Annotated in this window: 15 protein-coding genes; 9 read left to right on the top strand and 6 right to left on the bottom strand. The window is 40.3% G+C overall.

The annotated features are described in order from the left end of the window. The first annotated feature begins 127 nt into the window (after nt 1-127). The 3 genes from A4R26_RS02415 (at nt 128) to A4R26_RS02405 (ending at nt 3,621) form a co-directional block, all read left to right on the top strand. Entirely contained in the window at nt 128-691 is a 564-nt protein-coding gene (locus tag A4R26_RS02415; RefSeq protein ID WP_107685792.1) for a 3-keto-alpha-glucoside-1,2-lyase-like domain-containing protein, read from the top strand. A gap of 658 nt (nt 692-1,349) precedes the next feature. Continuing rightward, on the top strand, nt 1,350-2,246 hold the full coding sequence (locus tag A4R26_RS02410; protein WP_133054512.1) for a tyrosine-type recombinase/integrase: 897 nt from the start codon (nt 1,350-1,352) through the stop codon (nt 2,244-2,246). A gap of 58 nt (nt 2,247-2,304) precedes the next feature. Further along, the gene (locus tag A4R26_RS02405; RefSeq protein WP_165760123.1) at nt 2,305-3,621 is read left to right on the top strand and encodes a type IV secretory system conjugative DNA transfer family protein; all 1,317 of its coding nucleotides are present in this window, start codon (nt 2,305-2,307) and stop codon (nt 3,619-3,621) included. Nucleotides 3,622-3,968: 347 nt separating this feature from the next. Here A4R26_RS02405 and A4R26_RS02400 read toward each other — a convergent pair whose 3' ends face one another. From A4R26_RS02400 to A4R26_RS02390, 3 genes are all read right to left on the bottom strand, one after another. Then, nucleotides 3,969-4,313, bottom strand: coding sequence for a hypothetical protein (locus A4R26_RS02400; RefSeq protein ID WP_133054511.1), 345 nt, complete (start codon nt 4,311-4,313; stop codon nt 3,969-3,971). 10 nt (nt 4,314-4,323) lie between these two features. Continuing rightward, entirely contained in the window at nt 4,324-5,259 is a 936-nt protein-coding gene (locus A4R26_RS02395; protein WP_081159498.1) for a hypothetical protein, read from the bottom strand. Between the two features lie 134 nt (nt 5,260-5,393). Continuing rightward, nucleotides 5,394-6,080, bottom strand: coding sequence for a recombinase family protein (locus A4R26_RS02390; protein ID WP_207625663.1), 687 nt, complete (start codon nt 6,078-6,080; stop codon nt 5,394-5,396). 220 nt (nt 6,081-6,300) lie between these two features. Between A4R26_RS02390 and A4R26_RS02385 the strand changes: the two genes are divergently transcribed. The 5 genes from A4R26_RS02385 to A4R26_RS02365 all read left to right on the top strand — a co-directional run bounded on the left by A4R26_RS02385 (nt 6,301) and on the right by A4R26_RS02365 (nt 10,726). After that, nucleotides 6,301-6,774 carry a PQQ-binding-like beta-propeller repeat protein gene (locus tag A4R26_RS02385; RefSeq protein WP_081159495.1) on the top strand — a complete coding sequence of 158 codons (474 nt, stop codon included), beginning with the start codon at nt 6,301-6,303 and terminating at the stop codon, nt 6,772-6,774. An 85-nt stretch (nt 6,775-6,859) separates the two neighbouring features. Further along, nucleotides 6,860-7,345 carry a hypothetical protein gene (locus tag A4R26_RS02380; protein WP_081159492.1) on the top strand — a complete coding sequence of 162 codons (486 nt, stop codon included), beginning with the start codon at nt 6,860-6,862 and terminating at the stop codon, nt 7,343-7,345. Between the two features lie 43 nt (nt 7,346-7,388). After that, entirely contained in the window at nt 7,389-7,880 is a 492-nt protein-coding gene (locus A4R26_RS02375) for a hypothetical protein (protein WP_081159489.1), read from the top strand. Between the two features lie 364 nt (nt 7,881-8,244). Further along, complete coding sequence (locus A4R26_RS02370; RefSeq protein WP_081159486.1) at nt 8,245-10,089, top strand: hypothetical protein; 1,845 nt, start codon at nt 8,245-8,247, stop codon at nt 10,087-10,089. Between the two features lie 343 nt (nt 10,090-10,432). Then, nucleotides 10,433-10,726, top strand: a complete 294-nt coding sequence (locus tag A4R26_RS02365; RefSeq protein ID WP_081159483.1) for a hypothetical protein — start codon at nt 10,433-10,435, stop codon at nt 10,724-10,726. Between the two features lie 400 nt (nt 10,727-11,126). On the opposite strand, the gene A4R26_RS02360 is transcribed toward A4R26_RS02365, so the two are convergent. Further along, a complete protein-coding gene (locus tag A4R26_RS02360) occupies nt 11,127-11,636 on the bottom strand; it encodes a hypothetical protein (protein WP_081159480.1) in 510 nt (169 codons plus the stop codon). Between the two features lie 541 nt (nt 11,637-12,177). Here A4R26_RS02360 and A4R26_RS02355 point away from each other — a divergent pair. Next, nucleotides 12,178-13,020 (top strand): hypothetical protein, encoded by an 843-nt coding sequence (locus A4R26_RS02355; RefSeq protein WP_081159477.1) that lies wholly within the window; start codon nt 12,178-12,180, stop codon nt 13,018-13,020. Nucleotides 13,021-13,204: 184 nt separating this feature from the next. Here A4R26_RS02355 and A4R26_RS02350 read toward each other — a convergent pair whose 3' ends face one another. Together A4R26_RS02350 and A4R26_RS34735 are read right to left on the bottom strand one after the other, a co-directional pair. Then, complete coding sequence (locus A4R26_RS02350) at nt 13,205-13,441, bottom strand: hypothetical protein (RefSeq protein WP_081159474.1); 237 nt, start codon at nt 13,439-13,441, stop codon at nt 13,205-13,207. 735 nt (nt 13,442-14,176) lie between these two features. Continuing rightward, the coding region (locus A4R26_RS34735) for a hypothetical protein (protein WP_165760122.1) at nt 14,177-14,509 on the bottom strand (333 nt) is incomplete at its 5' end.

Below are 14,509 nucleotides of genomic sequence, written 5' to 3'. Positions count from 1 at the left end.
TTTTTCTTGCCCTTTTATGGCACTCAAATATGGAATTATTGTTATTGATTGTCATGCATTCCTGTTTGCCGAAATTATGCATCCTTATTTGCCGAACTTCTACATCCTTAATTGCTAATTTCTATGCATTGTTAATTGCCGATCACAAAAGGGTGCTTATGAAATTACCGATGCAAGTACAGGCTTTATCTATTCAGATATCCTTAATTGGAACAACTATAAATTATCTTTTGATTTCCAAATTGCTAATTGGGGAACAAATGATGATGGTGGACTAGGAATTATTATAAGAGCTAATGATCTTGCGCAATACGGCATGCTACAGATAAAACGGAGTGGCATTGGGCCTCATTTATATATAAATGGAGGATGGAAGGTATGGCAACCTAAAGACGTCAATATGGTTTTTGATGAACCGGTAAAAGTTGATTCATGGTACAAGTGCGAGATTTCTTGTGATAAGAGTACAGTTAATATAAAAATATTTCTGAAAAGAAGGAGGATTTTTGATCGCATTTGGGTAATACCCGCTGGTGTATTTATGTTTAAGTTCGATTATAAAGATGAGAATAATAAAGATCAAAGTAGTTATATGCCATTTTCCCTTACCCCTGAATACGGTTCGATCGGCTTTCGGGCATGGGGCCCTGAAAAAGCCTTTATAAAAAATGTGGTCGTGAAAAAGATTTGAATTATTTATGTATTGCGTGATTGCTTTGTAGGTACTTTATAAAACACAAAAAATGTAATAGAGTTAAACCAGCCTGTTACCTTACAAATAACATATCTTTCGCAGCTACTTTTTGTATATTTTTTTAAAAGATATATCCGACATAAACAGGTAGTTCCAACGGTATATATATCTGAAGCATGTTTCTCATTTTTCCCTTTGTTTCCAAGTGATTTTTAGAAATTGGTACGTTAGTGTTTAATGGTAATAAACACGGAGTATTGGTAAAATGAATATTCCTTGTCAAATAAAGAGAAAATGACGAAAAATGCGACATCGCTACTACTACCAGCGCAAAACTGGTAGCGGGCGATATGTGAATTATGCATGCCGTTGTAGCTCAGTTGGTAGAGCACCCCCATGGTGGGACGCACAATCCCTGCCCATCCGAATAGCAATGTTCTGATGAATCCCGAATTACGGTCAATAGCCTGGATAGGCCAAGACCGTGGCGGATATATCCGCCCGAACGACTGACAAGGGTTTCCTGAAAGGGAAAAAGATACAGTCTAGCCCTCTTGAATATGTGAAGAAGAGGTACAAGCGAAGGGGGAGGTCGCCGGTTCAATCCCGGCCAACGGCTCAAGAAAAGCACTGCGGAGATAGAGAGTGTGCAAGCATGGATATTAAGCTCTTAGCAGAAAGGTTTTATGATTATTCGTTATTCATACGGGGTTATTCAAAAGAAACAATCAAACGGTATCGACAGGTTATTCAGTTTTATTGCCAGTGGGCAGCAGTCGAGAAGATTGAGGATGTAACGAATGAAAATGTCCGCTCCTTCTTGTTCTATGGCCGAACAAAACGCCAATGGAAGGCCAATACCTTTATTATTTACCACAAGACGTTTGTCGTGTTTTTCCGCTGGTGCCAGGCAGAAGGATATTTGAAAAGCAGCCCGGTTGGAGATATTGAAGTTCCCAAGCTTGAAAAGCGGTTGCCGAACAAGTTTACAAAGCAAAATGCGTTGCGGTTGTTGGAGGTTGTTTTTAATTATCCCTATAAGTACCGGTTCGTTCGGTATAGGAACCATGCGATGTTTTCAATGTTCATTTTCGCAGGGTTGCGGTTCAAGGAATTGCTGAAACTAAAGTACACAGACGTTGATATTGAAAATCTGACCATATTTGTTAACCAGGGAAAGGGAAGCAAAGACAGAATAGTGCCGATGAGTTTGGCTTTAGCGCAAACCTTGAAGCGTTACTTAGATGAACGGAAACGGCTCAATAAGACGTGTCCTGAGTTCTTTACCTCATTAACCTTGAACCGTGGCATTACAAAGGATGGGATAAAGCACATTGTCACTGAAATGCGAGCCGCATCGGGCTTGAAGTTCACCATTCACAAACTCCGCCACACCTTCGCTACGCTCATGCTCGAAGGAGGCTGCGACATATACAGCCTTTCGCAGATGATGGGGCATAGCGACATAAAAACGACAACGATCTACTTATACGCAAGCCCACAACATTTGCGATCTCAGATTACCAAGCATCCGTTGAATGATTTGGTGTAGCTGGTTAGCAATTCTGTCTCTCTTACGTGCTCATGCCTTTATAGGTAGCCTTATAAATGTGGAACCCAAAAATGGTACGGACATTTCACTTACGCCAGTTGGAATAACTGATTTCAGAGGAATGCACCGTCCCTTTTACATTAAGGATAAAGACCGTCTCGCCCATTTATATTGCCTCGGAAAAAGCGGCGTTGGCAAATCCACTTTACTGGAGAACATGGCTATTTCGGATATTGAGAAAGGGAAGGGTATATGCCTAATAGATCCTCATGGAGACGTCGCTGAACACTTGCTTCACTATATTCCTTCCTGGCGCACCCAGCAGGTAATCTATTTCAACCCTGCCGAATATGCTATTGCCTTTAATCCGCTAGCCGGTATCCTGCCGGATCAATATCACCTTGCTGCTTCCGGCCTCATTTCAACATTCCAAAAAATGTGGGATTCCTGGGGGCCGAGATTGGAGCACATACTTAGGTATTGTTTAATGACCCTGCTAGAGTTCGGTCAAGGAACCTTGTTAGACATTCAACCGCTCTTAACGAACCAGCTATACCGAAACAATATCCTGGCACGCGTACGCAGCAAACATTTGCTTGATTTCTGGTTTTTGGAATTTGATAAGTATGCGCCTGCATTCAGATCAGAAGCCATAAGCCCGATCCTAAACAAGCTGGGAGTATTCCAGGCGAGCGCGCCGCTGCGTAATACGGTCGGGCATCAAACATCCAGTTTTGACATACGGCAGATAATGGATGAAGGAAACATGCTCATTTGCAATTTAAGCAAAGGCAGACTGGGTGAAGACACGAGCGCCTTGTTGGGTTCTCTGCTTGTCAATGCCATCCAGCTTGGTGCGCTTTCCAGGGCAGGGCAGGATGTAGAAACAAGACGGCCGTTTTATCTGTATGTCGATGAATGCCACAGCTTTTTGAGCGAGGCATATATTGGGGTATTGGCAGAGTGTAGGAAGTACTCATTGTCGTTGTTCTTAGCTCATCAGTACCTTGAACAGTTGGATGAAAACATCCGGGCTGCCATATTCGGGAACGTTGGCACGATGGTCTGTTTTCGTGTTGGTGCCAGTGATGCCGAATGCTTGGCAAAAGAGTTTTATCCCGTTTTCACTGAAAGCGATTTGGTAAACCTGCCGAAGTATTCGATGTATTTAAAGATGCAAATAGATAGCGCCACCAGCAAGCCGTTTAGTGCGAGGACGGTGGCGATAAAGCCGTATGGGAAATCAAATAAGGAAGCAATAATCGAAGACACAGTAAGCAGATATGAGATAGATTTTAAGAAGCAGGAAAATGGGGTTGAGGTTCTGTCGGAAGAAAATATTATAAACAACTTTCCTCAAAAGAAACTCTTTTAATGTTAATGGATTACTTTATAAAAAAAACCGATCAATTCGGTTTTTAAAGAAAAATATTTAGTCTAGACAAAGCCAATTCTTCATTGGCAAGAATGAAATGATAAAGCATATAATAGATGAAATCCCCCAAATGATGATCCCAAGATTGATGAGGTTATCTAACATACAGATGCCCAAACATGCAGACAGCGATGTAATTGATATAAATCTAACTACAAACCCCATAGTATTATTTTTAGGTGGCAATTTTTTAATATTACCCTACTATGAGGTACCTGATTAAGTCAATAGTAATTAAGTGGCGTGAAAATTATTGAGACAAAGGATTGATTTAAAGAGTTAAGAAATTAGAGATTATACTTTGCAATTATTTTTTGTAATTTTTTTGATTGCTCTTCTGATAATACCAGAGCTGGCAATGTGTTAACATTTCCATTCTCATCATTGATAGCTATTAGTGACCAATCTTCTAGAGGCGAGGTGTTTTTGCAGGAATTAAATTTTTCTACAAGCTCTTTTTTTTGCGAAGAATCTATCTCTTTAAATTCTGTGGGAATGTCATTACCATGAATAATGATAATCTTTATTACTTTTGACGCATTCTTATACTTTGTATATTTTATTTCATGTAGGCGAGTATGAAGGCCAAAAATCTCTCTTAATAGGTCTGTTATTAAAATAAGTGGAGTCAAGAGCGAGAAGTTAATTCTGCCTTTTATTTTTTTCCTCATCTTTTTTTAACAGTTTGAAGAGAATATCAATTTTATTATATAATCCATCAGCTATTCCTTGAAGAATTGCTGTGTCAACTTTTCTATTAAAGGCATTAACTTTTGGTGAATCAAGACATAAAAACCCTCGTAACCCATCAATAGTTTGCTCATCCTTAACAAGTGGAAGAAGAGGTACCACGATTATACATTTATAATCCAATGGCCAACTTAATTGACGGTAAATTCTATCAAAAAAACGGATTTTTAATTTTCTAGGAGGCCAATTGGGGCACTCGTCTAGCCTGGAATTGGAAAAAGGTTCTTCGAGTGGTAGATTCCCGCAAAAATAATATCCTTTATAACTTGGGTTTCGATTAGCAATAGAATCAATAATAAGCTTGAAGTTATCATTACGTATTACTAAGTGTTGTGTTTTTTCCCTCTCTTTACTTATTCTTTTTGCTTTTGATGTTGAATCGCGAATAAATGTTGAGACTTCCAGCATTTTGTTGCTATTTTCAGAAACATATTTAATGCAGATTGCGCATTTAGAATTAGTCAAGTTAGAAAAAGCCCCTACAAAAGCGTCTAAACCATCCTTTAACATTTCCGACATGAATTTAATATGCAATTCATAATTGTCATCATTGATTGCATTGCAATATCTGTTAATCTTATGTAAATGTGCAAATGCCAAATTTATATCTTCAAATAGATTTTTGTATCGTATATCTTTTCGATATTTCGATATAAGGTACAAATTGTGGCCCATAAACCAAAGTACAAGTATCCCCAAAAAAATCACACCCCATTTACCTTGATCGTTGAGGCTGGGGCCAACTATCTGATAAAAGCCAATAATGCCGGTAATACTCGCAACCAGAGAGAGTAAGTAGACTAAATAATCAAAAAGGTCTCTTTTCATTGTAGAAAAGTAGAATCAGTTCATGGGTTTAAGTGTTGAGAATGTTAAAACAAATATAACAGAAATGACTTTATTACTAGGATGTCTCTTGTCATTTCATGTCTAAGATCAATTTTTTGCTTCTTTCGACTTTGTCAATTATACACATTTATACTATTGAATCTGTGTATTGTATTCCACACACTTCTCCCATGCCACTTCCCTTTATTATGAAATGTCGGCACTTTCCGCCGGTTCAGTTCATCCGCTAGTTTCCGCACACTGGTGATCCCAATATTGCGCAATTCTTCAAACGTGGGAATGAGTTGTTTCGCAAAGGCATCGGCATCCCGTTTATTCTTCTCCGCCAACACTTTCCCATGCTTGCCTAAGACGCTCCCGCGCTTCTTTGCCGCCTGCAGTCCTTCTTTGGTGCGGATGCTTATTTGATCCCGTTCAAATTCCGCAAACACCGCCAGCATATGCAGCATGGTTTTGGAAGCATCCGGGTAATCGGTAGCGACAAATTGCACCTTGCTTTCCATCAGGCCGGAAATGAAGGCGACATTTCTGGCCAGCCGATCCAGCTTGGCAATGACCAGCACGGCATTATGCTTTCGACAATAAGCCAAGGCCTCTAATAATTGCGGCCGGTTCGTATGCTTTTTGCCGCTTTCAACTTCCGTAAACTCTTTTAGGACGTGCCACTTCTTAGCACTCAAAAAGCTGTGTACCGCTTCCTGCTGTACCTCCAGGCTTAGTTCCTGCTTGCCGGTGGACTTGCGGTAGTAGGGACAGGCATATCTCATGTCTGGTGGCTGGTTTGTATCGTTGATGGGCATACGAACAAATACTTTTCCACATTATTGACAAAAAGTCAAGTTTTTGATCTAAGTCAAGCCTTGAGAATATTGGGGTTTCCCATTTTGAACCTTAACAAAACAACCAAATAGCGTTGATGGGTATACGTTCGTTTACACATCAACAAATATTTTTCCCTCTTATATTTATGCTGCTCTTTAAAAACCTCTTTTATATATCCGTTTTTTTAAAACTTGCTATATGAGAAAAACACTGCTCCCTGCGGTTTGCCTCGTGCTGCTGTTTGCCTGCTCGAAAAGCGGCAGTTCGCTCTCAAAAGCGGATCTGCTCACCGCCCAGCCCTGGAAAATAGTGGCCGATTCCATTCTCCCGGGCCGAAATCTCAACGGGGTACTCGTTACGGACATGTACAGCACCTACAAACCCTGCGAGAGAGATAATTATTACGTGTTCTCTAAAGACGGCACCCTTGAAGCGAACAACGGGCCAACAAAGTGCTATCCTTCCGACCATCAATTCTTGAAGCTCACCTGGTTTTTGGAGGATGGGGAAACGAAGCTGCGGCTCTCTCCCGACAATCAGGTATTTATAATCGGCATCGGCACTCCATCTGACATTGTGGAACTCACTGCAACGGCAATGACCTTACGGTCGTATGACTATAATACGGACGGCAGTATTTCCAGGATCCATACCCTGCAATTCCGCCACTGATGAAAAACCAAAGAGTGTCCTGCATGCTGCAGGCATTCTTTGGCTCATAGATACAAAACCCGTTAAACCTATCAATGCCGAAACTATGAAGAAGAAGCGAGTGGTTACAAAGAAGAGAAAGGCTTCAGCAGCAAAACCAAAGAAGGTGCTGCTGCCCTGTGATCCAGAAGAAAAAACGGTTCCGTATAGCGGACGAGCTGCCGTTGGTTCTATCATACTTAAAGAAGGAAAGCTGGCCGTGGTTGCCCTTGCCCAGGAACCAGGAGACCACCACCTTACCGAAGGATATATTTTTGTCCCTGATGACCGGATGGAACCAAGCTACAAGAAAGGCGACAGAATCGGCATCTGCCGAAAGGTACAAATGCAGCCCTTTTTCTGGGGATGCGAATATTATGTTGTTGACCAGAGAAGAAAGGGCGTACTGTGCAGGATATACCCATCAATGAAAGGACACGGCAACATTATATTGAGATTCAAGAACAAGAAATACCGGCTCCGTGAGCCGCGAACCAGGAGCTTGCTCGGGTTCTTTTTGGTGGAACCGCTTGCGGGCTGGCCAAAATATTAGGTATTGTTTGCGTTCCTATATTGATTACCAAACGACGTAGCTGATGGAAAAGGAATTGACGAAGCAAAACGATGTGCATTGTGACGATTCCCATAACGCACAACGATTCATAATGGTATGGATACCGTTTGCCGCTCATCTTAAAGCTGGAGTCTTCTATTTAGAAAAGTATCCAGGGAGCGTTCATGTGGTTGACGGGCAGCCGGGGGTCCTGCTCAGGACTGTACGATTTAAACATACCGGCCTCATACACGGATATGTCCCGGTGCTCGATGATCGGAATAGTCCGGTGTATAGGAAAGGGGACTGGATTGGAGTGAAGCGATTACCCCACCTGCACCTTATCAATTACGGATGTGAATACCTTGCTTTCAACCAGGATAACAAAGGGGTACTGTGCAAGCTAATGCCGCATAAAGCGGAAGAAAAAGTATTGTTGCAATTTGAGAATGGATGGTATCGTCCCCAAGTTTGGAAGCGAGCGCAGATTCAAGCGCTATTTGCAGTTGAGCTACTTGTACCTGCGCTTCCGTAACAAAGGATTTCGGGAGAGAGGCTGATAAGATACGCAAATCCTGATAAAGAAAATCGCATTTGTTTAAATTCAATTTTGTTAGCAGCACTTGAACTTTGATACTTCTTCCGTTGTGTCGCATACTTCGGCGCCTGTACTTGCTTCATATTTTCCATCCACGCAGCACCCACGCACCGAGCTGCAGTGCAAAGCCCAGCAGCAGGTACAAATCGTTGCCCAGGGTTCCAGATCAAAAAAGAAATATCGGTAGGCCATTTTTGTAATATCTCACATAAAAAACAGTGTTTTTCCGGTTTTTTGGGTTTTGAAATTTTTTAAACTTCGCAACCCGATTACCATTTCCCAACTCCCAAAACCCTGTTGCATGAAGAATTTTTACTTGCTCTTTATGTTGTCTACTTTTATCGGTGAATTAAGTGCGCAAAATTTATTTTTCCCTATACGAAAGGTAGAAAATATCCAATTAATGGATAACTCTCAAATATCCAGTGACTACAAAAAATATCCTTATGCCGACATTACCGTAGTAATAAGACGCGCTGATAAGTTGACTTCTCCGGAATTTGTTAAAAGTCGTTTCAAGTCAATAAAATATTTCTATGGGGAATTGGAGCTTGCAAGTGAAACTGCAAACCAGAAAATTCCGCTTTTTTTATTTGAAAAAGGGAAAAATAATAGTTTTAACACTTCAACGATTGAAGATCGAACAATACTAAAGAAATACCTATACAAACCAGAGGAGAAAAGAACATTAGATGCAATTATTACTACCCAAATCACGATAAATAATCGTGCACTTTCGATCCTGAGTTCCATGTCAGATATTGTTTCTCCCCTTATCACCAATCCGACCGGCTTGGTGAGCGTGGATGTGGCCAAGAAGACGTATACTTTCTTTTCGAGCCTCCTTAAGCAGGCAGCGGAAGATCAGAAGCTTGAGGCAAAAGTTTTATTTGAACCCTTCAAAAACCAATATAAGAAGATATTATCCTATAACATCTACTTTTTTGCGCCAACGGATGCGGAGCTTCCGAAAGCTGAAAATTTGAGGCTAAATAAGAGTGCTTCAGGTTATTTTTCGCTTTTAGAAAACGGTACCGAATATGAGGAATTTCCATACTTGATCGTATTGCAAACCCTCAATAATTATTATGGATTGGAAGGCATACCTTCCAAAAGAATTGAAAGAGCGGGATATACTACGATAACTGATGGCGAAATTAGGGCATTAGATTCCATTTTAATTGTCAACAAAAGTAGCATATCCGACCAGCAAAATTTTGCAGAAGCTGTTTTGCTAGATTATTTGAAGATTATTAATAAAATTGAAAAGGCCTTATCCTCCAATGATGAAGAACCCTTAACTAATGCGTACAGTGCTATTTTGAAATTTGAGGATATAAAGAAAAAGGCCAAAGAGATTGAGCCTGCTTTATATACTGATGCAAATAGCGGGTATGCACCAGTGACCCGAAAATTAAATGACCAAATTGATATATATTTTAAACGGCTGACATATTACAGTGACCTTCAAAAATTGAATGTTTTCAATGCCGGCGGGAATAATGTATCAAATGACGCGCTTGGGTTATATTCCGCCATTATCGCTAAAGTATCTGCCATTTCTTTTTTGAAGAATAATTTAATAGTAACTAATGCAAAACAAAAATTAGAGGATCTCGAACAGGCGCTCTATAACAATAAGTTTAAAGGGTATTGTGAAAGATTGAATGCCGCTGATGACATAACCGACGAATACAATGCGATAAAAAGTAGCTTGCAGAATATGGTTTCGACTTATAGCAATTGCAGTAAATGCGTTAATGAAAGTAAAATAGCGTTAAACAAATATTTGGACTTAGTCTCCATAGAAGAAGACAGGAGGCTAATAAGGGCAGTTAACGATACTATATTTTATTGCACAGAAACAATAAAAACGTATCGGAGGAAAATTGAAACTTTTAATTCTTTCTCTGATTCGATAAAAGCAACAATTAATCTGGGAACCAATATCAATTCGGTTATTTCCGAGGCCAGTCACATTGAAGACGAAATAAGAAGTGTTGCCGCAAACAATAAGACTAAATTTACAAGAGCGGAAAGGAGAGCCCTAAATGACTCCCTCAAAAATTTAAAAAAAGCGGTTGAAATATTTGATAGTAAATACAGGGTAACTTTTGAAAAAATTAGTGAAGGTAACAAAATATAACCTTGGAATGTTTGAAAGCCCTGTTACCCGGTTGTCTATAATCAGTGATTCTCTGCGTATGGCCTGCAGTACAAAGCCCAGCACCTGTGCAAATCATTAAGCGACATAGCAAAGCCACGCTGGCGCAAAATGTCACGGCATTGCGAGGTTTCCCTAAATTTATGCCATATACCTTCAAACCTTATCTGAACCGTTAAACTACAAATAATCATATGTGGCATGGCTTTTCACCCCGTTCTTACCTGGTTCAACTCTGTGGCTCTTTGCCATGTAGCCGATAACTTGCACCTTTGCGCGGCAAACAATTTTCAAACCAACCGTGCCCGGAAACAGTTGATCCATTATGGTATTGCAGACAGCAAAGGGATACGCTGAAGTACAGCTCTTAGGCGCATGCGACGTTGCGCTCTTTTATAAAACGGCGGACTGGCTCCGGCAAAAGATGGGCATCACCTTTACAAACAAGGCAGAATACGCCGGAAGTATCGACTGGCAGTTCCAATTTGCCGGCGCAGCATTGCTGCTTCGATACCTGCTACCCACCGGCATATTCCTCTGTCCGGCAGCAGGTGCCCAGGCGACGGATCAGGAGAAGGCAGGCTTCAAGAAATTCATTGAAACCTTGCAATCCGAGTGATTGCCTTTCGCACGGCCATTAAAAGTATTGTTCCGCTTCCATAGCTTCCGCGTCGTACTATGGCACGAAGTTTTAGCGCAAAGCCCAGCACCAGTGCATGCCATTGAACGCCAGAACAAAGCCCAGTAATTTTCGATAATGTGTAGAAATACTCTACAGCCCACTAATAAGATGCAGAACCAATGTTAGGAAAGAACTTACATTAAATTTATGAAACTTTTGGAATTTCGAATGCAAGCAATGGTAAAGGAAGTAAACAAATAAATTATTTTGATTTTCATCAGTAAGTATGATATCGTGAAAACAATTCTTTTTTGACATGACATTCAAAAAGAGAAGTGGCCGGGATGTATAAATTTCTTCCCGGCTTTTTAATAAAAGGGAACTGTTAGCAAAATTACTACCTTAGCATTTTCAATGATTCTTCCAGCTTTTGCCTATAGATACTTAATATATAACCAATAGGTTTATCGTCTATGGTATCTAAATCCCGTGTAATGATTCTTACAAAATCATTAAATTTTTCCATGCTTTCAAATTTTCCTTGACACAATAAAATTCTACCTACATCTTCAACCGAGCTCCGAAGGTCTTCTCGAATGCCTCGTATCTTTTTTGTGGCTCTATTTAAGTAATAATTTTTTGTGAGGTCCCAAAACTTTAAAGCATCCTCATTCTCATATAACGTTTTTGATAAGTCGAATTTTGAATCTTTTAAAATATATTCTATTTCATCAATTGATTTTTGAAGATTGACTGCTGCATCTTGGGTATCGCATGCTAGGGTGTCAACAACTTTTGTTAAAGTAGACGACGACTCAGTCTTTTTAATGTTTTTGATAACATTAATTACTGTAGGAATGAATTCCAGGACTTCTTTTAGCGTTTTGATTGCTGCAGTTATAAACATAATAGTTGGTTTTTATAATTATTAGCGGGTGCTACAGTAATTCAGCGCCTTTTGGAATACAGTATTCTATTGTTTGTGAGGAAAAAAATAATAAATGCCCACTATAACCTTTGACATAATTTAGAGTAAAGATGGAGATAAATAGCTTTGTAAATTAGGGCGTTTTTCACGTTTTTAAGATGATCGATATTTCTTATATTGCTTATATTCATTTATTGCAATCAGTATTTACAAAGCCCAGCACCACAACAGATCATTAGGCACTACTGCAAGGCCATGCAGACCAGTTTAAAGAATTTCTTGAGATCTTATTCCGATAATATTATCTGGCTTGACAGAAATTGAAGTGTTTGCTATACTGTTAGCGTAAAGTTCTTTACACCCTTCCGCCAACAATGACGATGCTTTCGGTCGTTGGAATCACGGAAACAGAAAGCCCCCGAACGTTTTAAGTATTTCTAACCTAAGGGGAGCGAAGAAATGCAGCCGGCTTCTTATGAGCCGGCTTTTTCTATACGGGAAAAATTGAAAATTTTATACCATGGATTTTCGCAAACTGGATAACAAGCTTCGTGTTTTGGCTGAAAAGACATCGAGCTACTTACTCCTTCCCTTAACTGCCGATGAGTGGAAAGACGTTTTTGATTTAATAAGTGAAATCAAAGAAGGGTTTAAAGAAGTGCGGTACCAGACGATAACTGAAAAAAATAGCGCTTGGCAAAACTTTTATGCCCTAAGGGAAAAAGCATATCGGAAGCGCCAAGAAGATTTTGAAAATAAATCAAAGGAACATTTTCGGAAAATTTGGCACATGCTTGATGGATTGGAATATAGCCGATTGGAAGATTTTATCATTTCCACCTTGTCCTTTCAGGAGCTAAAAATCACAAAAGAAACCATGCGCGAGCGAGGTAAAGAACTGAATGAAGCTGCACAGTATTTTTCATCTGTTAAGGGAGAAATGACGAAAGAACATAAAGCAGAAATACACGAACGAATAATTAAAATAAGAATAAATCACGATGAATTTTGGAAAGAAACAAAAGATAGAGAACAAGAATTAGCGCAAGTAAGAAAAGAAAAGCAAGAGGCATGGGAGGAAAAAAGGGAAAAAAGCCTTCAAATAAAAGAAAGGATCAAAAATAATCTCAATAACAATCGGGATAAACTTGCGAAGGCTGAAGAAGCCTTACAGCGATTTGAATCCACAAAAATGAAATTGGAAGAAAAAGTAGAATCTGCCTATACGGAAAGATACCGAGAGCAACATCAAGAATGGTTGGAAGAAATCGAACAAAAAATCCGGAGTGTAAAAGATCAAATAGAAAACTTGGAGCGGTGGATACAAGAAGATGAGCAAAAATTAAATAATTGGAGTGACTAATGACGTTAGACCAGAAGAAGATAAGGGAACCGGCTTTAGAACAACACTCGCCTTCGTTGCGTCGCACACTTGTACGCCTGTAGATCCTTCATCTTTCCAATGGCACAGTACCCACGCACCCAAGCTGCAGTGCAAAGCCCAGCACCAGTACTAACCACAAGGCACCAGTGCAAGCCCACGCAGGTCAATAAGGACTCGGCGGCGCATCAAACGCAAAAACCACGCCTGGCATCAACACAAGACCTGCAACGCCCTTTTCATTAATTTGTATTTTTAGCTCGGGCGTTGCAGGACATGTGTTGCCAGATGTCGAATTTTCCAACTCCGCAGGCTCCATTGGAAAATTCGACATCCGGACTGCTGGCATGGTTTTGTGCAAAGTTTGATGCGCCGCCTCGGGAAGCTCCCGGATCCTTTGCAAAGCTGCCTTGTTTTACTCCCTCATTCCGCTTCATTGCACCTGCGTTTCGCAGCTCAACAATACTTCAAAAGGGCAGTGGCCTGCATCCATGCACAAAGCCATACGCGCCACCGCCCTTTTGAAGTATGCCGTCCACACGGCTCCACTCCGGCTCCATTACGCTCCATTCCGGTCGCAAAATCAAGGCAGCCTTGCCAGGCTCCTCCGCTTCCTGTTTTTTCGCGCGTCGCCCTGCAATGAAAAACTCTATAAAGGCTAAGGAGTATAGTGAGTTTTCCATTGCTGGGGCGACGCTTATGCGCCCCTGCGCTGCCCCGCCCACCTTTATTTAATAAGCATAGCCTCCGCTGTCGCTTCGGCTAATTTAATATGGCCGTCACAGCGGTTTGCAGGTCACCCGCGCTTCGCGCTCCTGCGCCCTGCAGTGGGCGGGGCGGGCGCAACGGGGCGCGGCCAAGTCTATAGTGCATACTTCAGCAACAGGTTATAGCTATGGAGAACAGTAATTCTATTCGACACGATCAATTAAAAAATAACAACCGTTTTAAAAAGAGTTTAGTAAGACTTTGTGCTCTTAGGGAGGTATATATAATTCATAGGGGCTTTAAATAAAATTTAGAATCTCAACCCCTGACTGGTGGCCCACATTTTTAAGATGAGGGAAAAGAACAAAAGAATTCAAGCTTTTGAACACAAAAACAAGGCAATCTCACTTGAAAAAATGCATCTAGCTAATTATGCTGATTGTTCTTCAAAAACGGCTGTCCGTACCTCAATCATCATACTATTAACGACAAGAATCAGATTTTTAATTACTTCGTTAGGGTCATTAGTCAGTGAAAATTCATATTCTTTATACTCATTGCTCTTCCGGTCACGATAACTAATGACTATTTCATTTTCTTTATTAAAATGAGCCAACAAACTATAGTCCTGTTTTCCAAAAATACTTTCAATATGGGAGTCTAATTTTTCAATGTCGAAATCAATAAATTTTGGAGTAACCACATAATCTTTTGAAAATGTATCTTTATCATTTTTATGCATCTCACTTACTTCAATATGCTC

The organism is Niastella populi (assembly GCF_002078015.1).
GTDB classification, from domain to species: Bacteria; Bacteroidota; Bacteroidia; order Chitinophagales; family Chitinophagaceae; genus Niastella; species Niastella populi.
The sequence above is the reverse complement of the archived record's forward strand: the minus strand, read 5'-3'. Positions and strand labels throughout refer to the sequence as shown.